Source organism: Actinocorallia aurea (assembly GCF_054783995.1).
Genome location: NZ_BAAGPQ010000024.1, coordinates 81372 through 107358, shown reverse-complemented (window position 1 = coordinate 107358; position 25987 = coordinate 81372). Strand labels below are relative to the sequence as shown.

26 protein-coding genes are annotated in these 25987 nt (G+C 71.4%); 13 read left to right on the top strand and 13 right to left on the bottom strand.

The window, feature by feature from the left end; genetic code table 11:
* Positions 1–8 precede the first annotated feature (8 nt).
* The 6 genes from secA to ACYVOM_RS27535 form a co-directional block, all read right to left on the bottom strand.
* Positions 9–2750: a preprotein translocase subunit SecA gene (gene secA / locus ACYVOM_RS27560; protein WP_460306427.1), complete on the bottom strand. Its 2742-nt coding sequence runs from the start codon at positions 2748–2750 to the stop codon at positions 9–11.
* Positions 2751–3022: 272 nt separating this feature from the next.
* Positions 3023–4315, bottom strand: a complete 1293-nt coding sequence (locus tag ACYVOM_RS27555) for a DUF58 domain-containing protein (protein ID WP_460306426.1) — start codon at positions 4313–4315, stop codon at positions 3023–3025.
* The gene (locus tag ACYVOM_RS27550) at positions 4315–5322 is read right to left on the bottom strand and encodes an AAA family ATPase (protein WP_460306425.1); all 1008 of its coding nucleotides are present in this window, start codon (positions 5320–5322) and stop codon (positions 4315–4317) included. The genes ACYVOM_RS27555 and ACYVOM_RS27550 overlap by 1 nt, the downstream gene beginning before the upstream one ends.
* Positions 5319–6479 (bottom strand): DUF4350 domain-containing protein, encoded by a 1161-nt coding sequence (locus ACYVOM_RS27545; protein WP_460306424.1) that lies wholly within the window; start codon positions 6477–6479, stop codon positions 5319–5321. Before ACYVOM_RS27545 ends, ACYVOM_RS27550 begins: the two co-directional genes overlap by 4 nt.
* Complete coding sequence (locus ACYVOM_RS27540; RefSeq protein WP_460306423.1) at positions 6476–7099, bottom strand: DUF4129 domain-containing protein; 624 nt, start codon at positions 7097–7099, stop codon at positions 6476–6478. Before ACYVOM_RS27540 ends, ACYVOM_RS27545 begins: the two co-directional genes overlap by 4 nt.
* Positions 7096–8067: a hypothetical protein gene (locus ACYVOM_RS27535; protein ID WP_460306422.1), complete on the bottom strand. Its 972-nt coding sequence runs from the start codon at positions 8065–8067 to the stop codon at positions 7096–7098. The genes ACYVOM_RS27540 and ACYVOM_RS27535 overlap by 4 nt, the downstream gene beginning before the upstream one ends.
* A 248-nt stretch (positions 8068–8315) precedes the next feature.
* Between ACYVOM_RS27535 and mtrA the strand changes: the two genes are divergently transcribed.
* The 6 genes from mtrA (at position 8316) to ACYVOM_RS27505 (ending at position 15393) form a co-directional block, all read left to right on the top strand.
* A complete protein-coding gene (gene mtrA / locus ACYVOM_RS27530; RefSeq protein WP_460306421.1) occupies positions 8316–8993 on the top strand; it encodes an MtrAB system response regulator MtrA in 678 nt (225 codons plus the stop codon).
* A gap of 23 nt (positions 8994–9016) precedes the next feature.
* Complete coding sequence (gene mtrB / locus ACYVOM_RS27525) at positions 9017–10594, top strand: MtrAB system histidine kinase MtrB (RefSeq protein WP_460306420.1); 1578 nt, start codon at positions 9017–9019, stop codon at positions 10592–10594.
* Positions 10591–12369, top strand: a complete 1779-nt coding sequence (locus ACYVOM_RS27520; RefSeq protein ID WP_460306419.1) for an LpqB family beta-propeller domain-containing protein — start codon at positions 10591–10593, stop codon at positions 12367–12369. The genes mtrB and ACYVOM_RS27520 overlap by 4 nt, the downstream gene beginning before the upstream one ends.
* A 130-nt stretch (positions 12370–12499) precedes the next feature.
* Positions 12500–13435 carry a ComF family protein gene (locus ACYVOM_RS27515; protein ID WP_460306418.1) on the top strand — a complete coding sequence of 312 codons (936 nt, stop codon included), beginning with the start codon at positions 12500–12502 and terminating at the stop codon, positions 13433–13435.
* A gap of 494 nt (positions 13436–13929) precedes the next feature.
* Positions 13930–14634 (top strand): ribosome hibernation-promoting factor, HPF/YfiA family, encoded by a 705-nt coding sequence (gene hpf / locus ACYVOM_RS27510; RefSeq protein ID WP_460306417.1) that lies wholly within the window; start codon positions 13930–13932, stop codon positions 14632–14634.
* A gap of 69 nt (positions 14635–14703) precedes the next feature.
* Positions 14704–15393, top strand: a complete 690-nt coding sequence (locus tag ACYVOM_RS27505) for a response regulator (RefSeq protein WP_460306416.1) — start codon at positions 14704–14706, stop codon at positions 15391–15393.
* Positions 15394–15470: 77 nt separating this feature from the next.
* Here the strand turns inward: ACYVOM_RS27505 and ACYVOM_RS27500 are convergent, their stop codons facing one another.
* A complete protein-coding gene (locus ACYVOM_RS27500) occupies positions 15471–16466 on the bottom strand; it encodes a stage II sporulation protein M (protein WP_460306415.1) in 996 nt (331 codons plus the stop codon).
* A gap of 44 nt (positions 16467–16510) precedes the next feature.
* Here ACYVOM_RS27500 and ACYVOM_RS27495 point away from each other — a divergent pair, with 44 nt between their 5' ends.
* A complete protein-coding gene (locus ACYVOM_RS27495; RefSeq protein ID WP_460306414.1) occupies positions 16511–17524 on the top strand; it encodes an RDD family protein in 1014 nt (337 codons plus the stop codon).
* An 82-nt stretch (positions 17525–17606) separates the two neighbouring features.
* Here the strand turns inward: ACYVOM_RS27495 and ACYVOM_RS27490 are convergent, their stop codons facing one another.
* Positions 17607–18530 (bottom strand): alpha/beta hydrolase, encoded by a 924-nt coding sequence (locus tag ACYVOM_RS27490; protein ID WP_460306413.1) that lies wholly within the window; start codon positions 18528–18530, stop codon positions 17607–17609.
* A gap of 192 nt (positions 18531–18722) precedes the next feature.
* Between ACYVOM_RS27490 and ACYVOM_RS27485 the strand changes: the two genes are divergently transcribed.
* Entirely contained in the window at positions 18723–19601 is an 879-nt protein-coding gene (locus ACYVOM_RS27485) for a helix-turn-helix domain-containing protein (protein ID WP_460306412.1), read from the top strand.
* Positions 19602–19893: 292 nt separating this feature from the next.
* Positions 19894–20172 carry a hypothetical protein gene (locus ACYVOM_RS27480; RefSeq protein ID WP_460306411.1) on the top strand — a complete coding sequence of 93 codons (279 nt, stop codon included), beginning with the start codon at positions 19894–19896 and terminating at the stop codon, positions 20170–20172.
* 227 nt (positions 20173–20399) lie between these two features.
* On the opposite strand, the gene ACYVOM_RS27475 is transcribed toward ACYVOM_RS27480, so the two are convergent.
* Together ACYVOM_RS27475 and ACYVOM_RS27470 are read right to left on the bottom strand one after the other, a co-directional pair.
* Complete coding sequence (locus ACYVOM_RS27475; protein WP_460306410.1) at positions 20400–20810, bottom strand: VOC family protein; 411 nt, start codon at positions 20808–20810, stop codon at positions 20400–20402.
* A 122-nt stretch (positions 20811–20932) separates the two neighbouring features.
* Positions 20933–21313 (bottom strand): cupin domain-containing protein, encoded by a 381-nt coding sequence (locus ACYVOM_RS27470; protein ID WP_460306409.1) that lies wholly within the window; start codon positions 21311–21313, stop codon positions 20933–20935.
* A 58-nt stretch (positions 21314–21371) separates the two neighbouring features.
* On the opposite strand from ACYVOM_RS27470, the gene ACYVOM_RS27465 reads away from it, so the two are divergent.
* Positions 21372–21836, top strand: coding sequence for a MarR family winged helix-turn-helix transcriptional regulator (locus ACYVOM_RS27465; protein ID WP_460306408.1), 465 nt, complete (start codon positions 21372–21374; stop codon positions 21834–21836).
* A 38-nt stretch (positions 21837–21874) separates the two neighbouring features.
* Here ACYVOM_RS27465 and ACYVOM_RS27460 read toward each other — a convergent pair whose 3' ends face one another.
* Entirely contained in the window at positions 21875–22279 is a 405-nt protein-coding gene (locus ACYVOM_RS27460) for an ATP-binding protein (RefSeq protein WP_460306407.1), read from the bottom strand.
* Between the two features lie 230 nt (positions 22280–22509).
* Here ACYVOM_RS27460 and ACYVOM_RS27455 point away from each other — a divergent pair, with 230 nt between their 5' ends.
* The 3 genes from ACYVOM_RS27455 to ACYVOM_RS27445 all read left to right on the top strand — a co-directional run bounded on the left by ACYVOM_RS27455 (position 22510) and on the right by ACYVOM_RS27445 (position 24181).
* Entirely contained in the window at positions 22510–23043 is a 534-nt protein-coding gene (locus ACYVOM_RS27455; RefSeq protein ID WP_460306406.1) for a GntR family transcriptional regulator, read from the top strand.
* A complete protein-coding gene (locus ACYVOM_RS27450) occupies positions 23040–23795 on the top strand; it encodes a GntR family transcriptional regulator (protein WP_460306405.1) in 756 nt (251 codons plus the stop codon). Before ACYVOM_RS27455 ends, ACYVOM_RS27450 begins: the two co-directional genes overlap by 4 nt.
* A gap of 155 nt (positions 23796–23950) precedes the next feature.
* Positions 23951–24181 (top strand): DUF397 domain-containing protein, encoded by a 231-nt coding sequence (locus ACYVOM_RS27445; protein ID WP_460306609.1) that lies wholly within the window; start codon positions 23951–23953, stop codon positions 24179–24181.
* Here ACYVOM_RS27445 and ACYVOM_RS27440 read toward each other — a convergent pair.
* Together ACYVOM_RS27440 and ACYVOM_RS27435 are read right to left on the bottom strand one after the other, a co-directional pair.
* Positions 24159–25100 (bottom strand): hypothetical protein, encoded by a 942-nt coding sequence (locus ACYVOM_RS27440; protein ID WP_460306404.1) that lies wholly within the window; start codon positions 25098–25100, stop codon positions 24159–24161. The two genes, ACYVOM_RS27445 and ACYVOM_RS27440, sit on opposite strands and share 23 nt — an antisense overlap.
* A complete protein-coding gene (locus tag ACYVOM_RS27435) occupies positions 25090–25956 on the bottom strand; it encodes a hypothetical protein (protein ID WP_460306403.1) in 867 nt (288 codons plus the stop codon). Before ACYVOM_RS27435 ends, ACYVOM_RS27440 begins: the two co-directional genes overlap by 11 nt.
* Between the last annotated feature and the right edge of the window lie 31 nt (positions 25957–25987).

Below are 25987 nucleotides of genomic sequence, written 5' to 3'. Positions count from 1 at the left end.
GAAACCGCTCAGGCCCCGCCGTGGCAGCGCTTGAACTTCTTGCCGCTGCCGCACGGGCAGGGGTCGTTGCGGGACACGCCCTCGTACGGGTCGGTGCCCTCGGTGTGGTGCTCGACCTCGCCCTCGGCGGTCGGGCCGGAGAAGTCGAGCTTCTTGGCCTCCGGCTGGCCGAGCGCGCTCGCCGCCACCGCGACGGGCTTGGCGCCGACGGACACCGCCGCGGGCTGCTCCTCCACCTCGACCTCGAGGTGGTAGAGGTAGCCGACCGACTCCTCCTTGATCGCCTCCATCATCGAGGCGAACATGTCGTAGCCCTCGCGCTGGTACTCCACCAGCGGGTCGCGCTGCGCCATCGCGCGCAGGCCGATGCCCTCCTGGAGGTAGTCCATCTCGTAGAGGTGCTCGCGCCACTTGCGGTCCAGGACCGTCAGCACGACGCGGCGCTCCAGCTCGCGCATGACCTCCGCGCCCAGCTCCTCCTCGCGCTTGTCGTAGGCGGCCTGGGCGTCCTCGCGGATCTTGTCGGCGAGGAACTCCGCCGACAGGTTCTGCACCTCGCCGCCGGCCTCCTCGATGAGGTCCTCGGCGCTGACGCTGATCGGGTAGAGCTGCTTGAACGCCTTCCAGAGCATGTCGAGGTTCCAGTCCTCGGCGAAGCCCTCGGAGGTGGCGCCCGCGACGTAGCCGTCGACGACCTCGTCGATCATGTGCCGCACCTGCTCGTGCAGGTCCGCGCCCTCCAGCACCCGGCGGCGCTCGGCGTAGATGACCTGGCGCTGGCGGTTCAGCACCTCGTCGTACTTGAGGACGTTCTTGCGGATCTCGAAGTTCTGCTGCTCGACCTGGTGCTGGGCCGACCGGATCGCCGAGGAGACGATCTTGGCCTCGATGGGCACGTCGTCCGGGATGTTCAGCCGGGTCATGATCGCCTCGACCCGGGCGGAGTTGAACAGCCGCATGAGGTCGTCCTCCAGCGACAGGTAGAACCGGGACTCGCCCGGGTCGCCCTGGCGGCCGGAGCGGCCGCGCAGCTGGTTGTCGATCCGGCGGGACTCGTGCCGCTCGGTGCCGAGCACGTACAGGCCGCCCGCGTCGGCGACGATCTCGTGCTCGCCCTTGACGGCCTCCTTGGCCTTCTCCAGCGCCTCGGGCCAGGCCGCCTCGTACTCGTCCGGCGTCTCCAGCGGCGACAGGCCGCGGGACTGGAGTTCGAGGTCGGCGCGGAACTCGGGGTTGCCGCCGAGCATGATGTCGGTGCCTCGACCCGCCATGTTGGTGGCCACCGTGACGGCGCCCTTGCGGCCCGCCTCGGCGATGATCGCCGACTCCTTCTCGTGGTGCTTGGCGTTCAGCACCTGGTGCGGGACGCCCTCGCTCTTGAGCATCTTCGAGAGCATCTCGGACTTGGCGACCGAGGTGGTGCCGACCAGGACCGGCTGGCCCTTCTCGTGCCGCTCCAGAATGTCCTTGACCACTGCCTCGAACTTGGCGAGCTGGGTCTTGTAGACCACGTCCGCGATGTCGACGCGGCGCGCCGGCCGGTTCGTCGGGATCGGGATGACGCCCAGCTTGTAGATCTTGTTGAACTCCGACGCCTCGGTCTGCGCGGTGCCGGTCATGCCGCCGAGCTTGCCGTAGAGGCGGAAGTAGTTCTGGAGGGTGATCGTGGCGAGGGTCTGGTTCTCGTCCTTGATCGCCACCCCCTCCTTGGCCTCGATCGCCTGGTGCATGCCCTCGTTGTAGCGGCGGCCCTGCAGGACGCGGCCGGTGAACTCGTCGACGATCAGGACCTCGCCGTTGACGACCAGGTAGTCCTTGTCCTTCTTGTACAGCTCCTTGGCCTTGAGGGCGTTGTTCAGGAAGCCGACCAGAGGGGTGTTCGTCGCGTCGTAGAGGTTCTCGATGCCGAGCCAGTCCTCGACCTTCTCGACACCGGACTCCAGGATGCCGACGGTGCGCTTCTTCTCGTCGACCTGGTAGTCGCCGTCGTCGGCGTCGGCCGCGGAGGCGCGGCGCAGGCGCGGGGCGATCTTGGCGAACTCGGCGAACCACTTGGAGTTCTGGTCGCCGGGGCCGGAGATGATCAGCGGGGTGCGGGCCTCGTCGATGAGGATCGAGTCGACCTCGTCGACGACCGCGAAGAAGTGGCCGCGCTGGACGCAGTCGTCCAGGGTCCAGGCCATGTTGTCGCGCAGGTAGTCGAAGCCGAACTCGTTGTTCGTGCCGTAGGTGATGTCGGCGTTGTAGGCCTTGCGCCGCTCCTCGGGGGTCATGTTGCCGAGGATCACGCCGACTTCCAGGCCGAGGAACTGGTGCACGCGGCCCATCCACTCGGCGTCGCGCTTGGCGAGGTAGTCGTTCACCGTGACCACGTGCACGCCCTTGCCGGCGAGCGCGTTCAGGTACGCGGGGAGCACGCACGTCAGGGTCTTGCCCTCACCGGTGCGCATCTCGGCGATGTTGCCCAAGTGCAGTGCGGCGCCGCCCATGACCTGGACGTCGAAGTGGCGCTGGCCCAGCACGCGGCGGGCGGCCTCCCGCGCGGTGGCGAACGCCTCGGGCAGCAGGTCGTCGAGGGTCTCGCCCTCGGCCAGCCGCTCACGGTAGGTGTCCGTCAGCTCGCGCAGCTCCGCGTCGGTCTTCTCGGTGAACTCCTCTTCGATGGAGTTCACCTGGTTGGCGATCCGCTTGAGCTTGCGCAGGACCTTGCCTTCGCCTGCGCGAAGAATCTTGTCAATGACAGCTGGCACTCTCGGAAGCTCCTTGCAGATCGGATAGCCGCGCGGATCGCGACCTGTCCCGTTAGTGAGGCGGCCTTGAACGGAACGCGCCTTCAACGAGTCGGGTGCCTCCCACGCATACCACTCGTAGCCTGTCCATCCTAGGCGAGGTCAAGGATGGTGCAGGTCACCCTCACGCGCAATTCGTAACGTCGGGGATTTCCGCGTGGTTCCCGGAGGCCGACCACGAGGTTTCCCGAAGGTGGCCGCTTGCGGTCAGAGATCACCGGACCGCGTGCTGATCACAGCCGCCCGGCGGCCTTGAGCGCGAGGTAGGCGTCGGCCAGGGCGGGGGCGATCTGGTCGGGGCCCGCGTCGACGACCTCGACGCCGTAGCCGCGGAGTTCGGCGGTGAGTCTGCGGCGTTCGGCCATCGCGCGTTCGGCCGCCGCGGCGTCGTAGACGGCGGCGAGGTCTCCGCGCGCGGCGGCCATCTCGCCGACCCTCGGGTCGGTGACCGCGGCCACCAGCACGAGGTGGCGGGCGGTGAGCCGGGGCAGCAGAGGGATCAGCCCCTCCTCCATCGCCGCGGTGTTCAGCTCTGTGAGCAGGACCACCAGGGAGCGCTGGCGCGACCCGGCGAGCAGCGCCGAGACCATGCCCGCGGCGTCCGACTCGATCAGCGCGGGCTCCAGCGGGGCCATCGCGCGGACCATGGCGGGCAGGAGATCGGTGCGCGAGACGCCTTCCACCCGCGCGCGTACGGCGCGGTCGTAGGCGAGGAGGTCGACGCGGTCGCCCGCCCGGGAGGCCAGGGCGCCCAGCAGCAGGGCGGCGTCCATGGAGCAGTCGAGGCGGGGGATGTCCCCCACCCGGCCCGCCGAGGTCCGCCCGGTGTCGAGGATGAGGAAGATCCGCCGGTCCCGCTCGGGCCTCCACGTCCGCACCACGACGTCGCCGCGCCGGGCCGTCGCCCGCCAGTCGATCGAGCGGACGTCGTCGCCCGCGACGTACTCGCGCAGGGAGTCGAACTCGGTGCCCTGGCCCCGGATGAGGGCCACCTGCTGGCCCGTCAGCTCGCGCAGCCTGCGCAGCTTCGCCGGCAGGTGCCTGCGCGAGGGGAAGCCCGGCAGTACCCGGACCGTCCAGGGCGAGGGCCGGGTGAGCTGGCGTGCGGCGAGCCCGAGCGGTCCCCTGGAGCGGATCGTCACCGACGCCGGCGAGCGGTCCCCCCGCCTCGTCGGGGTGAGGGTGAGGTCGATGCGGCGCCGCTCGCCCGGCGGCAGGTCGAGCTCGGCGGTCCGCGGCGAGGCCCCCGCGCTGGGCGGCCAGGCGTCGCGGACGACCGCGCGCACCCGCCGTGTGCCGGGGTTCTCCACGATCAGCCCCACCTGTCCGGTCTCCCCGAGCCGGATCGCGGTGTCGCCCGTCCGGTGCAGGCCGAGGCCGCGTACGTTGCCCGCAAGGGCGAGGTCGACGGCGACCGCCAAGGCGAGCACCACCACGACCGCCAGGACGACCCAGCCGTGGGGGAAGAGCAGGGGGAGCGCGCAAGCGGCCAGGGCCAGCAGCGCCAGCCGTCCCGTGAGCGCCATTACCGGGGCGTGGGGACGGTGGCCAGGACGCCTTCGAGGACGCCGTCCGCGGTCGCGCCTTCGAGTTCGGCCTCCGGCCTGAGCTGGACCCGGTGCCGGAGTGTCGGCCGGGCCAGCGCCTTGACGTCGTCGGGCGTCACGTAGTCGCGGCCCGACAGCCACGCCCAGGCCCGCGCGGTGTTCAGCAGCGCGGTCGCCCCGCGCGGGGAGGCCCCGAGTTGGAGCGACGGCGACTCCCGGGTCGCCCGGCACAGGTCCACCACATAGGCGATGATCTTCGGATCGACGTGGAGGGTGCGCACCGCCTCGCGGCCCGCGCTCAGCTCCCGGATCCCCGCGACCGCGTTGATCTGGGACAGGTCGCGCGGGTCGAAGCCGAGCGCGTGCCGCTGCACGACGCCGATCTCCTCCTCGCGGGTGGGCAGCGGGACCGTCAGCTTGAGCAGGAAGCGGTCGAGCTGCGCCTCGGGCAGTGGGTAGGTGCCCTCGTACTCGATCGGGTTCTGGGTCGCGCAGACCACGAACGGGTCGGGCAGCGCGTACGACGTGCCGTCCACCGAGACCTGGCGCTCCTCCATCGCCTCCAGAAGGGAGGCCTGGGTCTTGGGGGGCGTCCGGTTGATCTCGTCGGCGAGCAGGAGGTTGGCGAAGACCGGGCCGTGCCGGAACTCGAACTCCGAGGTGCGCGCGTCGAAGATCAGCGAGCCCGTGACGTCGCCGGGCATCAGGTCGGGGGTGAACTGCACCCGCTTGAACTCGAGGTCCAGCGCGCGGGAGAGGGTGCGCACGAGCAGCGTCTTGGCGACGCCGGGGACGCCTTCGAGCAGCACGTGGCCCCGGCACAGCAGGGCGATCGCCAGGCCGGTGACCACCGCGTCCTGGCCGACGACGGCCTTGGCCACCTCGCCGCGCAGCGCGGCCAGGGCCCGCCGCGCGTCGGCCGCGCCCGTGCTGCCCGCGCCGCCCGTGCCCGGGAATGCCGTGTCCAGCACAGTCTCGTCGCTCATCGCACCCGTCTCTCGAGTTCGTCCAAAAGGTCGGTCAGGTGAAGGAGTTCCCGATCGTCCGCCGGGTCAGGACCGTACAGCGCCCAGCGCGCGGTCTGCTCCTCGATGCCGCTGCGCGCGGCCACCAGCGCGCTCACCTCCGCGGCCCTTCCGGGATCTCCGGCGGCGCTGCGCGGCAGCCCGAGCAGCGGGACGAGCCGCTCCCGCGCCGCACCGCGCAGGGCCAGCGCCGCCCTGTCGCGGGCGTGGGCGGCCCGGTAGAGCCGCGCCCTGCCTTCGACGGCCTCCGCCGAACGCACCACGACGGGCAGCCGTTCCATCACCACGGGGCCCAGCCTCCGGGCCCGCCACAGCGCCAGAAGGACGACGGCGATGGCGAGCTGCCAGAAGAACAGCCGTACGCCCGGTGGGACGAGATCGAAGAAGGACTCCTGGCCGACGATGTCCTCGTCTTCCCCGGGAAGGGGCGTGACCAGCCAGTAGACGCCGCCCGGCACGTCCAGGAGGTTCATGCCGAGGGCCGCGTTGCCGCCTTCGGCCAGGGCCCCGTTGGTGAGGGGCAGGCCGGAGCCCATGACCGTCACCGCGTGCGCGCCCCGCACGCTGACGAGGCGAGCGAACTCCCCGTCCCGGTAGCAGGCGGCGGCGCCGGACGGCGCCGAGTAGACGTGGGCCGTCCCGAAGTCGACGGCTCCGGCGGCCGCGGCGAGCGGGCAGCCGGGCTCGACCGCGCCTCCCGGGGCCGTCGTGGTCTCCTCGACGCCCGGGGCCAGCGCCTCCAGCACCTCCGGGACCGGCTGGACGAGCAGCAGCGGCGCCCGGGATCCGGCGAGGAGGTCGAGATCGTCCGCGGTCAGCCGCTCGTCGCGGGTCACCACGAGCAGCCCGTCGGCGGCCGTCCTGGTCGCGGCCTCCGCCGCCGACCGCACGACGGTCACCTCGGTGCCGTGCTCCCGGACGATCTCCGCGAGGGCCCTGCTCCCGACGTCCGTGACGTCCTCGGGGTCGAGGTGGCCGCTGGTCTGCGCGGGCCGCAGGACGGCGAGGAGAACGGCGAGGACGGCCACCGCCGCAAGGGCGCCCGCGATCCCTCGCCACTTCTTGAACCGTCGCCCCGCGACCTGTCCCGCGCTCTCCACCTCGACGGCGGCCGTCACACCGCCTCCAGGGGCCGGGGCTTGGCCGCGCGCACGGCGTCGTCCAAGGCGACGAGCAGGGCATAGCCCTCCGGGGTGCCCGGACGGTCGCCGTACCAGACGTCGTCGAAGACGCGCGCCCCCGGCATGAGGTCCACGGGCAGGGCGTCGGACGCCTCGACGGCGAGCTCCAAGGCGGTGCGGCCGGGCCTGGGCAGGAGGATCGCGCGTTCCTCCAGGTCGCGCGCTATCGCGCGCAGCCTTTCCCGGATCGCCTCGGCATAGCGCCCTTCGGCGGCCATCCTCTCGGCGTCGGACCTGTGGTCGGCCGCGCGCGTCGGAACGTCGTCCAGCAGGGCCTTCTTGGCGCCCGACGGGTTGCCGCGGCCGCGCATCCACCACAGCACCGCGGCGATGACGACGGCGGCGAGGACCACGAGGATCACCATCGTCAGCCCGCCGTCGCCGTGCCCGGCGCCCGGTGAGGGCACGTCCGGCAGGACCTTCTCCAGCCACTCGCGGATCTGGTCGAGCATCTTGTCGAGGAACGACGGCCGGTCCCGGTGGTAGACCGCCTTCTCCAGCTCGCGTTCGGCGAGCTCGCGCGCCTGCTCCCGCGTCACGGGCTCGGCGGCGCTCACGCGGGCACCGCCCAGGGCGCCAGCGGATCCTCGTCGGGCACTTCGCCCTGCTGCTGGATCTCCAGGTCGAGGCCTTCCCTGCGGTGGCGCCGGTCGAGGTAGAGGAGGGCGACGACGCCCGCGTGGAACGGCGTGGTGATCGCGGCGCCGCAGATCCGCCCGGCCGTGTCCAGGGCCAGCGCCGCGGCCGCCGCCCAGCCTTGCGCGTCCTCGCCGAAGAACAGGAACTCGGCGGCCACGAACGGCAGCCGCAGAGCGCTTCCCATGAAGAAGACGATGATCGCGGTGAGCAGCAGGACCAGGAACGTCTTCCACCACTGGCCGCGCACCAGCCGGCGCGCCCTGGACAGCGCGGACCGGATCCCGCGGCGCTCCAGCACCAGGGCGGGCGCCGCGAGGACGCCCAGCGTGTAGACCCAGACGGCCACCGCGCACGCGGCGGGGAAGCCGAGCACTCCGAAGAGGATCCCCGCGGCGGCCGGGCCGTCGGCGACGGCCAGCAGCACGAACGGGACGAGCAGCAGGCCGCCCGCGGCCAGCGAGCCGAACGCGACGAGGCAGGAGACCGCGAGGAGGCGGACCAGATGCGGCCGCGTGTCGCGCCACAGCACGCCCGGCGTGATCTTGAGCCCGAAGTAGCCCCGGGCGATCGCCGGCCCGTAGACCCCGGCCAGCACCAGTACCGCGACCGACGCGACGACGCCGCCCGCGACCGCCGCGATGAACTGGGACCCGAACGAGCGGAGCAGGACGCCGGGGGTCACCTCGCCCGTCGCGTCGCCGCCGGCGAGGAAATAGCCCACCAGGGTCACCCCGACCTGGACGACCGCCACCACCGCGAGCGCGGGTCCGAGCACCGCACGTGGAGAGCGCCGCAGCAGGGCGAGGGCGGCGTCCAGCATTTCGGCCGCGCTGAGCGGCCGCAGCGGGATCTCCCCGCCGAGCAGTTCGGCCCGGTCGCATCGCACGGGGGCCATCCTGCCACGTGTCCCTATATCCACGAGATCGCCAAATCCACCCCTCCCCGATTCCCCGCAAATATCGCTCGTTGTAGGCGAATCGGAACGCAGAGTACCGGTCTCGTGGCCAGATCGTCGGGCTTTCGGTGATTAGCGGCACTGCGACCGGTAAAACGCGGGTAACCTGTGGCTCACCTGGCATCCGGTGGCGGCGCGACGGCGGCTCGGCCTCCTTGAAGAACTGCTTGAGAGGGCTCATGAGGGGACGTGTACTGGTCGTCGACGACGACCTGGCGCTCGCGGAGATGCTCGGCATCGTCCTGCGCGGCGAAGGCTTCGAGCCGTTCTTCGTCCATGACGGGGACAAGGCTCTTGAGGCGTTCCGGGAGGCGCGGCCCGACCTTGTCCTGCTGGACCTCATGCTGCCCGGAGCCGACGGCATCGACGTGTGCCGGCAGATCCGTGCCGAGTCCGGTGTCCCGATCGTCATGCTGACGGCCAAGAGCGACACCGTGGACGTGGTCCTCGGCCTGGAGTCCGGCGCCGACGACTACGTCGTCAAGCCGTTCAAGCCCAAGGAGCTGGTGGCCCGCGTCCGCGCCCGGCTGCGCCGCACCGACGAGCCCGCGCCCGAGACCCTCCAGATCGGCGACATCGCGATCGACGTGGCGGGCCACTCGGTCAAGCGCGGCGACAAGCACATCCCGCTCACCCCGCTGGAGTTCGACCTCCTCGTCGCCCTGGCCCGCAAGCCGCGCCAGGTCTTCACCCGCGAGGTGCTGCTGGAGCAGGTCTGGGGCTACCGCCACGCGGCCGACACCCGGCTCGTGAACGTCCACGTCCAGCGGCTGCGCGCCAAGATCGAGAAGGACCCCGAGCGGCCCGAGATCGTCGTGACCGTGCGAGGCGTGGGTTACAAGGCCGGGCCCGCCTAGCCTCCCCCGGAGGACCACCCCCCATGAAGACCACCCTGCGGCGCATCGTCGCCGGCATCTGGCGGCGCTCCTACGTCCGCTGGCGGCGCTCCATCCAGGTGCGGGTGGTCACCTCCACCCTGCTCATCTCCACGATCGTCGCGGTGGTGCTCGGCGTCTTCCTGATGCAGCAGATCACCACCGCGCTGCTGGACGGCAAGGCCGAGGCCGCCTCCCAGCAGCTCAACGAGGGCCTGGGCATCCTCAAGCGCACCCCGGCCGACGGGAGCGTCGCCGAGAAGGTCGCCAAGGAGCTCGCCGCGCGCAGCGGCCCTTCCGGCCTGTACGAGGTCTACCTCCGCGACGTCCGTGTCGTCACCAGCGGCGGCGTGCCGACCAACGACCTCGACCCCGCGAGCATCCCCCGTCGTCTGGCCGCCTCGCTCGGCGAGGCCGCCGAAGGCGACAAGGTCTGGACGATCGGCGAGCTGTCCCGGCAGTACCACGACCCCGAGCCCGCGCTGATCATCGGCGGCAAGGACGGGCCCTACGAGCTGTACTACCTGTTCCCGCTCGACCAGGAGCAGAAGACGATCAGCATCGTCCAGCGCACCCTCGTCGGCGTCGGGGTCGCGCTCGCGCTGCTGCTCGCCGCGATCGCCTCGGTCGTGACCCGCCAGATCGTCATCCCGGTCCGGCTCGCCGCGCAGTCGGCCGAGCGCCTCGCGGCAGGACGGCTCGAAGAGCGGATGAAGGTCCGCGGCGAGGACGACCTGGCCAAGCTCGGCCGGTCCTTCAACGACATGGCCGAGACGCTCCAGGAGAAGATCTACGAGCTGGAGACCCTCTCCCAGGTGCAGCGCCAGTTCGTCTCCGACGTCTCGCACGAGCTGCGCACGCCGCTCACCACCATGAAGATCGCCGCGGACATGCTCTACGAGCACCGCGAGGACTTCCAGGCCGGGGTGAGCCGCTCCACCGAGCTGCTGCAGAGCCAGATGGAGCGCTTCGAGTCCCTGCTCTCGGACCTTCTGGAGATCTCCCGCCACGACGCCGGCGCGGCCACCCTCGACGCGGAGTCTCTGGACGTCCGCGAACTGGTGCTCAACGCCGTCGGCGACGTCGAGGACGTGGCCGAGCGGCGCGGCAGCAAGATCGTGCTGAAGCTGCCGGGCGAAGCCTGCATGGCCGACGTGGACCGCCGCCGCGTCGCCCGCATCCTGCGCAACCTGCTGTTCAACGCGGTCGAGCACGGGGAGGGCGGCGACATCGTCGTCACCGTCGCGGCCGACCGCGACGCCGTGGCACTGGCCGTCCGCGACCACGGCACGGGCCTGCGGCCGGGCGACGCCCAGCAGGTCTTCGACCGGTTCTGGCGGGCCGACCCGTCGCGGGCCAGGACCATCGGCGGCACCGGTCTCGGCCTGTCGATCTCCCGCGAAGACGCGCAACTGCACGGCGGCTGGCTCCAGGCGTGGGGCGAGCCCGGCGTCGGATCGCAGTTCCGGCTGTCGCTGCCGCGCACCGCCGGGACCGAGCTGCGCGGCTCCCCGCTGCCGCTGGTGCCGGCCGAGGTCGAGCTGAACCGGACGATCATCACCGACCTGGAGGCCGCCGAATGACCCGCCTCCTACGGCCCCTCACCGCGGGCCTCGCCGGGCTCGCCCTGCTGGCGGGCTGCGCGTCGCTGCCCACCGGCGGCCGCGTGTACACGCACACCAACGAGGCCCGCACCGAGCCGTTCGACGAGCCGTACGTCCGGATCGAACCGACCCGGCCGAAGCAGGGCTGGACCCCCGTCGACGTCGTCGAGGGCTACCTGGTCGCCATGGCCAACTTCGACAACGACCGGGCCGCCTTCCGCTCGTACCTCGCCGAGAACGTCGAGTTCGACACCGCGGTCCGCCCGAACGTCAACGTGCTCGACGACGAGGCCTTCCAGGGGCCCATCTCGGTGTCGGAGCGCGGCGACCTGGCCCTGGTCCAGATCATCGGCGACCAGATCGGGCAGATCACGCCTTCCGGGCAGTACCTCGCGGCGGCGCAGCACGCCCATGAGGTGACCTTCACCCTGCGGAAGAACAAGTCGGGTGAATGGCGCATCTCGTATGCGCCGACCGCGTCCGTCGAACTCGTCCTGAAACGCAGCGACGTCGACCGCGCGTTCCGCACCACGAACCTGTACTACCTCGCGCCCGACGGCAAGAGCCTCGTCCCCGACGCGGTCTTCCTGCCGCAGCTCAACCGCTCGGACCTGCCCAGCCAGCTCGTCAAGTCGCTGCTCAGCCAGACGACGCCGTGGCTGCGGGACGCCGTCATCTCCTCGTTCCCGCCCGGCACCCGGCTCCTCGGCGGGAAGGTCAGGCTGGAGGACGACGACGTCGTCACCGTCAACCTGAGCGCCGACGCGGCCTCCGGCGACGTCGACCGGATGTCGGCGCAGCTCATGTGGACCCTCGGCCAGCTCACCGAGGTCCAGTCGCTGCGGCTCCAGATCGACGGCAGGACCCAGCGCACCAGCGACGGCATGGAGGTGCAGACCCTCAAGCGGTGGCAGCCCCTCGGACCGGACGCGCCCTTCGACGAGGTCGCCGCCAGCAAGTTCCTGCTCGACGAGACCGGACACCTGTCCATGCTCCAGGGCAAGCAGCCGATGCCCATCCCGTCGCTCCAGAAGCGGACCTTCCGGGAGCCCGCCGTCGCACTCGACGGGCGCGAGTTCGCGGCCATCTCGGGCAAGTCCCTCCTCGTCGGGGACTCCTCGACGGGCAAGGTCTCGGAGGTGCTCAAGGCCGAACAGGGCGCGACCCTGTTGAGGCCGTCCTGGGACCGGCACGGCTACCTGTGGATCGTGCAGAACAAGGGACTTGCCTCGACGCTGTGGCTGCGCGCCCCCGGCGCCGTCAAGGCCGTTCAGGTGCCCTTGCCGAGTGTCGGGGGGCAGATCAAGGCGCTGCGCGTCGCGCACGACGGGGTCCGGGTCGCCGCGCTCGTGTCCGGCGCGGCCAAGACCGAGATCCAGATCGCGCGGATCGCGCCGACCGCCACGGGTTACGCACTCGACGAGTTCCACCCGATCAACGCGGAGCTGTCCAACCTCGTCGACCTGGCCTGGCGCGACGCCGACACCCTCGCGGTGCTGGGCAAGTCCGAGCCGTCGAGCAGCGTCCTGCCCTACGAGGTGCCCATCAGCGGCGGCGCGATCAGCCCCGTGGGCGGCAGCTTCGAGGGGACCCCGGTCAGCATCAGCGCGGCTCCCGGCGAGGAGATCCTGCTGGGCGTCGAGTCCAAGGAGCGCACCGGGCCCACGACCTGCGTCCAGTCCCCCAACGAGGAACCCCGGTTCAGCACCTGGGACTGCGACATCGTCGGCTCCTCCCCCACCTATCCGGGCTGAGACCAGCGCGCTAGGCAGGTCGCCCCCTGGGGGTTGGGTGCAGCGGGGCGCGTGCGGCGGGCCGAGAAAAGTTATCCACAGATGCGGGCGGGGCCCGATTCGGGGGCTCACGGCGACGGATCATGTGCGCATGGTCATCTCACGTGTGCTCGCCGTTCTCGTCTCCCTCGCCCTCTTCTCGCTCGTCGCCCTGCCGTCCGGGCTCCTCGGTGTGTCCGGCGCCGATCTTCCCGGCCTGCTCGGCCTCGTGTGCCTGGCCGGCCTCTGCGCCCTAGCGGTCCCCGGCGTCGCCGGCGGGCTCGGGGTCCTGCCCGCGCTGGTGGATCTGCTGCTGCCGCCGTGCTGCACGGCCTGCCGCGCCCCCGGAGGCGTCCTGTGCGCCGGCTGCGCCGCGTCCCTGGGCTCGGCGGGCCTTCCCGTCCCGGTCTTCACCCGGGCCGAGCGCGCCCGCGCCGCCCCGCCCGTCTGGGCGCTGGGCGAGCACGACGGCGTCCTGCGCCGCCTGGTCATCGCGCACAAGGAACGCGGCAGGGCCCTTCTGGCGGCCCCTCTCGGCTCCGCCCTGGCCCGCCTGGCCGCCGACGCGGCCCTCGTCCCCGGCCCGTCCCCCGGCACCCGCCCGCCGGACGTCGGCCGCGGGGGTGCTCCGGGGGACGAGCGAGAGGTCTGGGTGGTGCCGGTGCCTTCGGGACGGCGTGCCGTGCGCAGGAGGGGGCGGGACGCCATGGGGGAGCTCGCGGAGGCCGCGGCGGACGCGTTGCGGGAGCGGGGCAGGCCCGCGCGGGCGGTGGCGGCGCTGACCCGCAGAGCGGGCACCGCCGACCAGGGCGGGCTGGGGCATGCGGAGCGGAGGCGGAACCTCCGCGGGGCGCTGCGGGCCGTGCCCGCCGTCGCGGGCGCGCGGGTCCTGCTGGTCGACGACGTGGTGACCACCGGGGCGTCCCTGCGCGAGGCGTTCCGCGCGCTCACGGAAGCGGGCGCACGGGTTGAAGGCGCCGTCCTTCTCACCAGCGCCCTCAACGGGAGAATCACCACAAAAGGTAACGCGTGGTTAGGGAAATCCTAAGAATCGGGGAAACTCACCGGCGCGCCACAAGGCCGTGACCTGTGCCCCAACCCCTGCACCAGGGCGCTCCGCCCGCGAAGTCGATCACCGTAGGTGAGATTTGCCGCGTTCCTCCCCGATGACATTCGGGCCTGAAGGGGCTAGCGTTCTGACATGGCACCCGCCCGGGTCCGTGGTTGCGCCGGTGGGCTCGTCCCCCCAGGGGGACGGCGTACCGAGCTAGCCGATGCCAGTCGCAGGCGAAGCGGTCCACGTAAGCCGACTTTTTGTCGAGTGATCACGGTGCGGCTTAGAAGTAAGTCCTGCCTCGCCGGCGGATCAGATATCCGCCGTTACGGGAGAAGAGCAGTAGTGGCATGGGCTGCGAACCTCTCAGCAGGCGATTGTGGGGTCGAAGACCAGGTCGGCCGGGCGGGTGCTCCTCCACCAACGGAAACATCTGGAACTTCGAATTCCGGACTGTCCGTTATCTCTATGAGAAGGGGGGTCCCTACGTGGACATCATCGTGAAGGGCCGACGCACCGACGTGAACGACCGCTTCAAGCGGCACGTCGACAGCAAACTCGCCAAGCTGGAGAAGCTCGACTCCAAGATCATCCGAGTCGACGTCGAGGTGAGCTCCGAGCGCAACCCGAGGATGGCGGGCCAGAAGGAGCGCGTCGAGCTCACCCTCCACTCCAAGGGTCCGGTGATCCGGGCCGAGGCGGCGTCCGACGACCGCTACGGAGCGCTCGACATGGCCCTGGACAAGCTGGACTCCCGCCTGCGGCGGGTCTCCGACCGGCGCAAGACCCACTACGGCGCCCGCACCCCGGCCAAGATGAACGGCATGGAGGCGATGCCTTCCACCCTGCCGCCCACCCCGGAGCCCGTCCCCGCTCCGGCGCCCGCCCGAGCCGGGCTCGCCCGGGTCGCCGCCGCGACCGGCGTCGCGGTGTCCGACCGCAGGCCCGACGGCTTCGAGCGGCCCGACCTGGAAGAGCAGCTCGTCACCATCGACAAGGACGGGGACTGCCCCGTCGTCGTCCGGGAGAAGACCCACAAGGCCGAGCCGATGCACATCGACCAGGCTCTCTACGAAATGGAACTTGTCGGCCACGACTTCTTCCTGTTCTCTGACAGGGAGAGCGGCCTGCCCAGCGTCGTCTACCGCAGGAGGGGTTGGGACTACGGCGTCATCCGTCTCATTGACGAGTGATGCGGCGTTAACAACCCGTCACCCGCCCTCGCATGCCATGATCTAGGTATCCCATATGGGGGAGGAAGAGTGAGCGAGATCCCCGAACCTCGCACCGATCCGATCCGAGTCCTGATCGTGGACGACCACGCCCTGTTCCGCCGGGGTCTGGAGATGGTCCTGACCGGCGAGGCCGGGATCGAAGTGGTCGGCGAGGGCGGAGACGGGCTGGAAGCCGTCGACAAGGCGCGCGACCTGCTGCCCGACGTGATCCTGATGGACATCAGGATGCCGCGCCGCGGCGGTATCGAGGCCTGCGTCGCCATCAAGGAGGCGGTGCCGAGCGCGAAGATCGTCATGCTGACGATCAGCGACGAGGAGGAGGATCTCTTCGAGGCGCTCAAGGCCGGGGCCAGCGGCTATCTGCTGAAGGAGATAGCCATCGACGAGGTGCCGCAGGCCGTCCGGGCCGTGCACGGCGGGCAGTCCCTGATCAGCCCGTCCATGGCCTCGAAGCTGATCAGCGAGTTCACCTCGCTGGCCCGACGGTCCGAGGAGCGCCAGCAGCAGGTCCCCGCGCCGCGGCTGACCGACCGGGAGATGGAGGTCCTCCGCCTCGTCGCCCGCGGTCTCGGCAACCGGGAGATCGCCAAGGAGCTCTTCATCTCCGAGAACACCGTCAAGAACCACATCCGGAACATCCTGGAGAAGCTCCAGCTCCACTCCCGGATGGAAGCCGTCGTCTACGCGGTCCGCGAGAAGCTGCTGGAGATCACCTGACTCCGGCCGCTCCCGCGGGGCGTCGGCGCCCGGTGAGCGCGGTCTGAGGGCGTCCCCGGGGACCTCCGGGGACGCCCTCAGGCGGACGCCGGGGCGGTGTCGGGGACGTCGACGGCGTCACCGGTGTCGCCGGCCGCGACGGCCTTGCGCCCGAAGTACCAGACGTAGGCGAGGAAGGCCGCCTCGGCCACGACCCCGATGCTGACGCGCAGCCACGTCGTATGCACCCAGCCGGTCACGAAACCCTCGATGGCGCCGGAGACCAGGAGCACGCCCACCAGCCCGAGCACCACACTCATCGCGGCGCGGCCCTCCTCGGCCAGCGCCCTGCCGCGCGGCCGCTGCCCCGGGTCGATGATCGTCCAGCCGAGCCGCAGGCCGACCCCGCACGCCACGTAGACGGCGGTCAGCTCCAGCAGGCCGTGCGGCAGGATCAGGCCGAAGAAGATGTCGGTCTTGCCGTGCGCGGCCATCAGCCCGCCGGTGACGCCCAGGTTGAGCTGGTTCATCGCCAGCACGTACAGGGTCGGGATGCCGAGCAGGATCCCGAACGCGATCGCCTGCGCCGACACCCACGCGTTGTTCACCCACACCTGGAACGCGAACGCGCCGGCCTCGTGCTCGGTGTAGTAGTTCGCGAAGTCGTGCTCGACGAGTTGCTGGATGTCGTACGGAGTGCCGAGCGTGTCCTGCACGCGCGGGTCGCCCGCCACCCACAGCGCGACGGCCAGGGCCATCAGGTTGCCGAACAGGGCGCAGCCCAGCCACCACCAGCGCTGCCGGTAGACGGTGCCGGGGAACGACACCGTGATGAGCCGGGCGGCATCGCGCCACAACGGCGCCCGCGCCCCCGAGACGGCGGCCCTGCCGCGCGCGACGAGCGAGGTCAGCCGGCCGATGAGGACCGGGTCGGGCGAAGAGGACCGGACGACCGACAGGTGCGTCGCGGCCCTCTGGTACAGCTCGACGAGTTCGTCGATCTCGGCGCCGCGGAGCTTGCCGGCGTTGTTGATGAGCTTCTCCAGCCGGAGCCATTCGGCGTTGTGCGCGGCAGCGTAGGCGTCGACATCCACAGCGGCGAATCTACCGGCCCGGCGAGCCCGGCATACTGGGCACCATGACGGTCACCTCGGCAGAACTCGTCACCGGCGAGGCGGTCGCCCTCGACCTGCGGCCCGCCCGCCTGGCCAGCCGCGCGGCGGCGCTGCTGCTCGACCTGGCGATCATGTTCGCGATGATGGCCACGCTGATGCAGGTCGTCCAGTTCGCCGTGCTGCTCGCCGACGAGGCGGTCGTCGTGGGGCTGACCATTCTCGTCACCGTCGGCACGCTCGTCGGATATCCGGCGATCTCCGAGACGCTGTCGCGCGGAAAGTCCATCGGGAAGATGGCGCTCGGCCTGCGGGTCGTCGCCGAGGACGGCGGTGTCGTCCGCTTCCGGCAGGCGCTCATGCGGGCGCTCACCGGGTTCGTCGAGTTCATCATGTTCCTCGGCGCGCCCGCGCTGATCTGCTCGCTGTTCAACCGGCAGGGCCGCCGCCTCGGCGACATCTTCGCGGGCACCCTCGTCATCCAGGACCGCACCGCAGCGACCGCGGCGCTCCCGCCGCCCGCGCTGATGCCGCCGCACCTCGCCGCGTGGGCGTCCTCGCTGGAGCTCTCGCAGATCTCCGACGACCTCGCCCTCAGCGCCCGCCAGTACCTTCTGCGCTACTGGGAGCTCCTCCCGGACGTCCGCGTCACCATGGGCGCCTCCCTCATGGCCCGCTTCGCCCCCCTCCTGTCGCCGCCCCCACCCCCCGGCAACCCCCCGGAGCTCCTCCTGACGGCGGTCCTCGCCGAACGCCGCGCCCGCGAGGAGCGCCGCCTGGCCGTCCGCAAGGCCCGCCGCCTGGACCACCTGCACCGCACCGGCCAGCACATCCCCGAAGAACCCGCCCTCCCCGCCCACCCCTACCTCCCCGCGGGCTCCGCCTTCCACCCGGTCCTCGCCCCGCCCCCGTTCCACCCACCCGCCCCCGCCTACGCGCCCGGCCCCGCGCCCGCGGCCTACGCGCCACCCGCCGTGCCCGGCCACGCTCCCTCCTCGGCCCCGCCCGCTCCTCCCGGCTACGCCCCGCCGCGGCCTTAGCGTCGGCAGCCGCACCCGCTGTGCGGCCGAGCGGGGGGTGAGCGCTCGTCGCGCGCACCCCGACCCGGCTTCCCGACGCTCGTCAGCCTGTGGCGAGGTGGGCGGCGAAGAAGTCGGCGAGCGCGTCGACGGCCGGGTCGATGTACTCCTTCTTGTCGTAGAGGTCGACGTGGCTGGCACCCTTGATCCAGTGGATCGCCTTCGGTCCGGTGGCGCGCTGGTGGGCTTCGACGGCCATCCAGGCGGTGACGGCGCGCTCCCCGATGATCTGGAGGATGGGGCGGGGGCCGATCAGCGGGACGGCGGCGAAGGCGTCATGGAGGGACATCCTGTCGATGCTCTCCCAGGCGAGGGTCTTCGCGGAGCGTTCGTGCCCGCCGCGCGGGGTGCAGTAGTACTCGAAGCCTTCGAAGCCGTGCTCTCCGCCGAGTTCGCGGGCCTGCTCGGCGGTCGCGGGGAACATGGTCATCGCGCCCGGGTCCTCGCCTCGGGCCGCGGCGGTGCGGGCGGCCGCCGCGGCGTCCAGGAGCGCCTGGTAGACGGCCGGATCCTGGGTGCCGTCGGCGCCGAGCCGGAACTGGCGGGCGGGCTCGGCGGTGGACACCGTGCCGACGGCCTTGACGCGGTGGTCGCCGCCGGTGGCGGCCAGCGAGTAGCCGCCGGAGGCGCAGATGCCCAGCAGGCCGATCCGGTCGGCGTCGACTTCGTCGAGGGTGGTGAGGTAGGAGACGGCGGCCTTGAAGTCCTCGACCCGCTGGGCCGGGTCCTCCAGACCGCGCGGCAGGCCGCCGGACTCGCCCTGGTAAGCCGCGTCGAAGGCGAGGGCGACGAACCCGCGTTCGGCCATCCGCTGCGCGTAGGTGCCGGAGGTCTGCTCCTTCACGCCGGTGCCGGGGTGCCCGACCACGAGGGCGGGCCGCGGACCCGTCGCCGGGGCATCCGGGGTGTGCAGGTGGGCGGCGATCGTGATGCCGGCGCTGTCGAAGCTGACGGTGGTCCTGGCCATGAGGCACTCTCCTTGAGACGGTGACGACGTGTCGCGGCCCGGGCTGCGGACCTCGCGGCCCTCACCCCGATGGGCACACCCCCACTTTCGGCCCGCCTCCGGACGAGCGGGAGAGCCGGGTTTCTGCCTGGGAAAGAACGTGCCCCCTCACCGATGCGGCTTTTCGGTCGCGGTGTGACTCACACTGAGGGCATGACGTCAGATCCCGATTCCCGGGCGCTGGGAGCCTTCCTCAAGGCGTGCCGGGCCCAGCTGGCACCGCACGAGTGCGGGCTTCCCGAAAGCGACTCCGCCCGAAGAGTGGCAGGGCTGCGCAGAGAGGAGGTCGCCCTCCTCGCCGCCATCAGCGTGGACTACTACACGCGTCTGGAGCAGGGCCGGGTCCGTGCGTCCGCGCCCGTCCTCGCCACCCTGGCCCGCGCCCTGCGCCTCGACGACGACCAGCAGACCTACCTGTACGAGCTCGCCGGCCGGACCGACGCCCGTCCGCGCCGCCGCCGGCCCGCCCAGCGGCTGCGTCCGGCGATGCGGCGCCTGCTCGACCAGCTCACCGAGACCCCCGCGCTCGTCCTGGGCAGACGCCTGGACGTCCTCGCCTGGAATGCCGCGGCCTCGGCCCTCTACACCGACTTCGCCGCCCTCCCGCCCGACCGGCGCAATTACCTGCGGCTGCTGTTCACCCACCCGGACGTCCGGCGGATGCATCGGGACTGGGATCACGACGCCCGGGAGGCCGTCGCCGCGCTGCGCATGGAGGCCGCGGCCGACCCCGACGACCCCGACCTCGTCCGGCTCGTCGGCGAATTGTCCGTCCAGGACCCCGACTTCCGCACCTGGTGGGCCGAGCACTGGGTCAACAGCGCCACCTACGGCACCAAGCACTACCGCCACCCCCTGGTCGGCGACCTCACCCTCGACTGCGACACCTGGGGCGGCAACGACGGGTCCGGGCAGCGCCTGATGATCCTGACCGCCGAAGCGGGCAGCTCCTCCCACGACGCCCTGCGCATCCTCACCTCGTGGACGTCCGAGCCCGAGAACGCCGGCCGGAGGCGGGATCAGCCTCGATGACCGTCTGGGCTCCCCGGGATCCCGGCCTGTTCGGCGGCGGCCCCGGGGCGAGCTCCTTCGCGCGGGCGACGTGGTGGGTCCAGCTCTGCCGAGCACCGTCCGGCTCGGCCGTCCTGGTCGCGTCTGTGCCGGGCGGGGTGCGGGCAGGACTCGGGCGGGACACCGGTCCCTGTCGGGGGGATGGGGCCGTCCCCGAGGATCCCTCTCGTTGGACGAGGAGATCGGAGGGCGGATGGGTTACTACTTTTCTCGCGTTGAGGACGGGGCCGGGATGGATATTCCGGGATATGTCATGACCGATGTGCGGGAGGTGCTGCGGCTCGCCGTCTCCCACGCGGGGCCCGAGTGCGTCGTCGAGATGCACAAGTTCTCCTCCAATGACCGCTGGCACGTCACGCCGCGGGAGTGCCGAGTGATCGCCGAACTGCTCGACGGTGTGAAGGCCGACCACCTCGTCTCCGAGTACCTCAGCTACGTGGACGGCGCGCCCGACGGGCTGCTCGGCGAGGTGCGCGCCCTCGCCGAGTTCAGCGCGGGCGCGGCCGACCGGGGCGGCTTCCACGTCGCCTGAGCGGCTCCGCACCCGCCGACGCGGCCTTCCGACGGTGGCGACAGACCTTGGCAAGGACCTTCGCGCCGAAGCCGTCGAGGCGGTCCGGATCGCGGTGCGGACGGCGACCGTGCACGCCCCGCGGCCCGAACCCCTCGGCGAGGGACTCGGGTGGGTGGCAGCGCGATCCGGTGGCGGATCGGGTTCGGTTCGCGGGGTCGGCGGGAGGCGGGCAGCCGGTAAGTGCATCAGGGCGCGGGCGCGACATCCCCCTGGTAGTTGAGCTGCCAGGAGATCCCGAAGCGATCGGCCACCCAGGCGAACCGCTCACTGAACCCGTAGGAGCCGACGGGCATCAGCGCCATGCCGTCGACTTCGAGCGCCGACCCGAGCCGGTTGACCTCCTCCGCCGAATCGCACTCGACGTACAGGGACCACGATGGGGTGAAGGTGAACTCGTGGTGCGCGTGGCTGTCGATGCACATGACCTCCTGATCGGCGATCCGGAACACCGCCTGGAAGACCGAGCCCTCAGGCCCCGGCCCCTCAGCCCCGTACCGGGCTATCCGCATGATCTCGGCGTCCGGGAACAGCGAGACGTAGAACGTCATCGCCTCCTCGGCCCGCCCTTCGAACATCAGGAACGGCTTTATGCGCATCTTCGTGGTCCTCTCCCCAGGCGTCCCTGCCGTCGCCAGGACCTTACCCAGGGCCACCGACAGTTCACGGGGCCGCCGCCGCAGCCCTTGCCACGACGGCGATCCCGCGTCCGGCGACGGCGTCAGGTGATCCACGGCGGCGTCTGGAGGTCCGCGGCCCCCGCCAGGCCCGCGCCCGCGCCGGCCGGGGCGGTCACGAGGGCGGCGAAGCCCGTCGCGCGGTCTCCGCGCACCTGCCGGACGGCGTCGGCGGGGATCACCACGGTGTCGCCCGCCCCGAGGGCCTCGGCGCGCCCGCCGACCTCGACGGTCGCCCCGCCGGAGAGGAAGGTCCACACCTGCTCGGCGTCGATGACATGCAGGGGGCCTTCGGGCGCGTCCGGCGCGACGTCCACCCTCCAGACGGAGGTGGCCGCCCCGCCCAGCGTCGGGGACGCGAGGGTGGTCATGGTCGCGGCGGGCGTGCTGGTCCGCCGGACTTCCGAGGAACGCACGATCTTCATGGGCACACCCCTAAGATAGACATCTAAGTTGTCCATATAGTCAACCAGGTTGTCTTTTATGTCAAGCGATCCGCCCGGCTTCGAACTCCCGATCCGCCTCCTGCTGGCCTTCCGCGCCATCATCGACGAACTGCACACGCGGATCGCCGACCGCGGCCACCCCGACATGCGCCCCATGCACGGTTTCGTCTTCCAGGCCGTAGGCCCCGGCGGATGCAGCACCGCCGAACTAGGCCGCCGCCTCGGCGTCACCAAACAGGCGGCGGCCAAGACCGTCGACTCCCTGGAACGCCTCGGCTACCTCACCCGAGTCCCCGACCCCGCCGACGCCCGAGCCCGCACCGTCCACCTGACCCCCCTAGGCGCGGACGCCCTACGCACCTCCGCCGAAATCTTCGACGCCCTCCGCACCGAATGGTCCGAAAAACTCGGCCCCACCCGCCTCTCCGACTTCGAGTCCACCCTCCGCACCATGACCGACACCGAACCCTTCCGCCTAGACTTCCCCACCTGGTTCTCCTGACCGCGCCGCGCCCCCGAGCGAGGGCGCGGCGCGGGTCCTCAGGCGGCGCGAAGACGGGCCCAGACGACTTTGCCGCCATCGGCCCACGGGGTGACACCGCACGCCTCGGAGAGCGCTTTGACGATGCTGAGCCCCCAGCCCCCGTTGACGTCGAAGTTCTCCTCGCGGAGGTCGAGGCCCTCAGGCTCCAGTGGCACCACCAGAGCGGGCTCGGCGGGCAGCTCCGAACGCGGGTCGCGCACTCCAACGAGCACCGCCCCGTCCTCCCGGTCGCACCGCACCTGGATCATGCCGCCCCGAGGCGTCACCGCGACGGCGTTCGCAACGAGCTCGGCCAGCACAAGGTGCACGTCATAGCGCACCTCCTCCGGAACACGCCACGTGATGAGCCGCTGCTCGACCATGCTCCAGGCCAGCCCCGCACACGCTTTGGAGGCCACCATGTCCTGACAAAGCCCCCCGCCCATCGACGGCTGGCTCACCCGCCCCGTCACCCGGCACCCCGCCCAACCAGGTGCCCACCAGGGCACGACAGCTTCGCCATGCTCACCTCCTCGAAGAACGGATCGACACCGCCAACCGTACTACTTTTCGCGAAAGCTAGTATGTGGATGCCGATTACCTATCGTGTAAGGCAGTAAGGTCCTGAGGCCTTGGCGAAAGGGGAAGGGCAGTGACCGGTGAGTGGACCAGTACGTCGATGCCGTACATCACTCCGGGAGGCGGGGACGCTTGGGGTGCCGAGGCGGCAGCGCGCGGCGGCAAGGGAAGCCAGCGGATCGTCCACGCGGGCGAGGTCGACGCGCCCGAGGAGGTCGCAAGCCTGCTTGGCCTGGAGAACGACGGCAAGGCGATCGTCCGCCGCCGCGTCATCTACCTCGACGATCAGGCCGTCGAGCTGACGGACTCCTACTACCCGCCTGCCATCGCCGCGGGCACCGCCCTCGCGGAGCTCGGAAAGATCCGAGGCGGTGCCGTCACTCTCCTCGCCGAACTCGGCCACGTCGGCGCCCACGTCCAAGAGGACGTCACCGCCCGCCCTGCCACTCCAGAGGAACGCGACCTCTTCGGCCTCACCGAGGTCGAACCCGTCCTCGCCCTGACCCGCCTCATCCTCGACGCCGACGACCACCCCATCGAAGCCGACGTCATGACCATGCCCGCCCGCTCCGCACGCCTGCGCTACAACCTGAAGGCGGCCCGATGACCGGCACCGACCCGCGCCCCCTCCACCAGCGCATCGCCGCCGACCTCCGCGACGAAATCCTCAACGGCGCCCTCCCCGCCGGCACCGCCCTCCCCTCCACCCAGCAACTCCGCGACCGCTTCGGCGCCGCCAACGCCACCATCCAGAAGGCCGTCCAACTCCTCAAGGACGAAGGCCTCCTCATCGGCCGCCCCGGCGCCAGCATCACCGTCCGCCCGCGTCGCCAACGCACCATCCGCCCGGCCGACTTCCTCAAGCCCGCGCCTCCCGGCGAGCCCTACCCCTGGCTCACCACGGTCGCCGACCCTGGCGAGACCGCTGCGGGCCGACTCCTCGACGTCTGCGAGGCGGTCCCGCCGACCGAATCCGCCCAGGCCCTGGGTCTCCAGCCCGGCGAACCCGCCCTCCTGCGCTCCCAACTCCTGCAGATCAACGATGAGCCCACCGAGCTGGTCACGAGCTACTATCCGCTCGATCTGGCACGCGGCACCGCGATGATGGAGCATCGCAAGATCAAGGGCGGCGTCCCCGTTCTCCTGGACGCGCTCGGCCACCCGCCCCTCCACGCCGTCGACCTCGTCTCGGCCCGCATCCCGACCCAAGCCGAGTATCAGGCCCTCGGCCTCCCAGGCGACCTCCCGGTCCTTCGCACCTTCCGTGTGGTCTTCTCCCACAACGACCGCCCCATCGAAGCCACCACCCTGGTCAAAGCGGGCCACCTCTACGAACTCCGCTATGACCACAGGCCCTAGCCGGGGCCGTGTCATCTGCCTGAACGGTCAAGCCTTCAAGTCGACCGACTCCTGCTACCCGCCGGACATAGCCGGAAGGACCGCGTTCGACCATCTCCGAGCGGGGGCATCGAGCCTCGTAAGACAGCCGCGACTCTGGGGGTCGCTGCTGGGAGCTGACGCCGGAGAACCGCTTACCGAGGGAAAACGCCGTCGTTTGGCGGAAGAGCCGTTACAGCGGAGGGAACGGCGACTGTGTTGAGGCCGCTGTCTTGGGGGTGTGCGCGGGGGTGCGAACAGTAAGAGTCCTCGGGGTGGGCACCTTGCGTTGTCGCCGGTCGCCTTCGGGCGGTTGGTCGCGGGGATCAAGGGCGCGTAGGGGACTCAGCGGGGGGCGCGGGGGATGAGTTGGAGGCGGATGTTCGTGTCGTAGGGGATCACGAACGTGGAGAGGCGGACTGATTTGTCGGTGGGCTTCCAGGTGAGGGGGATCAGGAAGAGGCGGTCGCCGGAGGCCAGGAGGAGGCGGAGGTTCTGGTAGCGGTAGCGGAACGCGGCCTTCTTGCCGAAGTCCCACTGGCGGGCCTCCGCGGGAGCGTCCACGAGGGGTTCCTTCGTGTAGAGGACGACCTCGGGGAGCTTGTCCAGGCTGCGCGCGCTCTCGTAGGCGCGGGCTATCCCCACCTCGGCCGCCAGGGTGTTCGCCGCCCAGAAAAGACCCACGACGGCCAGCGCGATCGCCAGGATCCTGCCCCGCCGCTCCAGGGCCTCGGCTTCCGCGCTCTCCCGCCAGCCGCCTTCCCCTGCCAGCCTCCCCAGCCGGAACCCGTAGACGAGCAGGGGCGCGCACAGCGTCAGGGACAGCGGCGTGATCCCGGGCGTCTCGTGCTCGGAGACGTCCTGGACGAGGACCCCGACGAGCGCGCGCACGAGCAGCACGGCCCCGGCCGCCCCGATCGCGGGGGCGATCCACCGCACCAGGCGCGGCCTCGCGGACAGGAGCAGCCCGAGGCCGGCATGCAGGGCGAGGCACACGAGCACGATGACGAGAAGCAGCACCGCGGCCGGGTAGGCGACTTCGAGGCCGAACAGCAGCAGGTCCTGGTTGGCGAGTCCGGTGAGCTGGAGTTCCACCCCGAAGTAGCGGAACTGCTGGAGCGTCGCGACATATCCGTACCAGATGAGGAGGCCCGCGGCGAGCGTCGTCGGCGGGCCGAAGGTGCTGAGCAGCGTGAGCCGCTCGGTCCAGCGGGCCTCGGTGTCCGGGGCGCCCGCGTCCGGTGGCTCGGGGCGCGGATTCCGCGCCCATCTGGGCCTACTCGCCATTCCAGTTCGAGTGGAACAGGAGGGCGGGCGCGCTCGTGCTCGCCTCGCCCAGCCACACGACGTAGAGGCGCACCTCATGGTCGATGTTCCAGTAGACGCGCACCGGGGTCTCCGCAGTGGGCACGATGTCGTCGACGTTCCGGCAGGGCAGCGGCTCCGTGCTCGTGCACAGCTTGGTCAGCCGCCAGTGCGTCATGATCCGGTACTCCCCGGGCGCGGAGTCGCCGGGCAGTTCCCCGCCGACGGCCTTCGCCCAGAGCGTGCAGCCCCCGTCGCTGACGAGGACGAGGTCCACGGCGCACGGCCTGGTGCTGTACTCCTCCGGAGGCGGCGGCGGATCGCCCTCTTCCGGCTCGCCGATCGCGGCCCGGCAGGTGCCGTCGTCGGGCACCTCTCCGTTCACGGGCACCTGTTCGGTGAGCGTGAGGGAGGGCACCGTGGTCGCCGCGGGCACTCCGTGTTCGGCCAGGTAGGACTCCGGCGGGAGCGCGGAGGGCTCCTCCGCGACCTCGATCTCGTAGCTCACGATGCGGACGTCGCCCTCTGACGGGACGATGTAGGTGCAGTCGTCGCGCGGCGAGCCGTTCTTCAGGTCCGCTCCCCCGGACACCGGGACCTGCGGAGTCTGCCAGGGCTGTGCCGAGGGCCCGACGGGAGGCGCGGTTTCGCCTTCACCGCCTCCCGGGCCCTGGCCGCCCGGGCCCGGTGAGCCGGACGACGGCGCGGTGTCCACCACCCCGCTCGACGGGGTGGCGCCTGCTTCGCCTTCGGGGCCGTCCGTGCCGCAGCCGGCGACGGCGAGTGCGAGGAGGGCCGTCGCGGCCACCACCAGCTCACGCCCCCGTGAGTTCGCCATGGCGCCGAGTATGCGGCCGGGGAACGCCAGA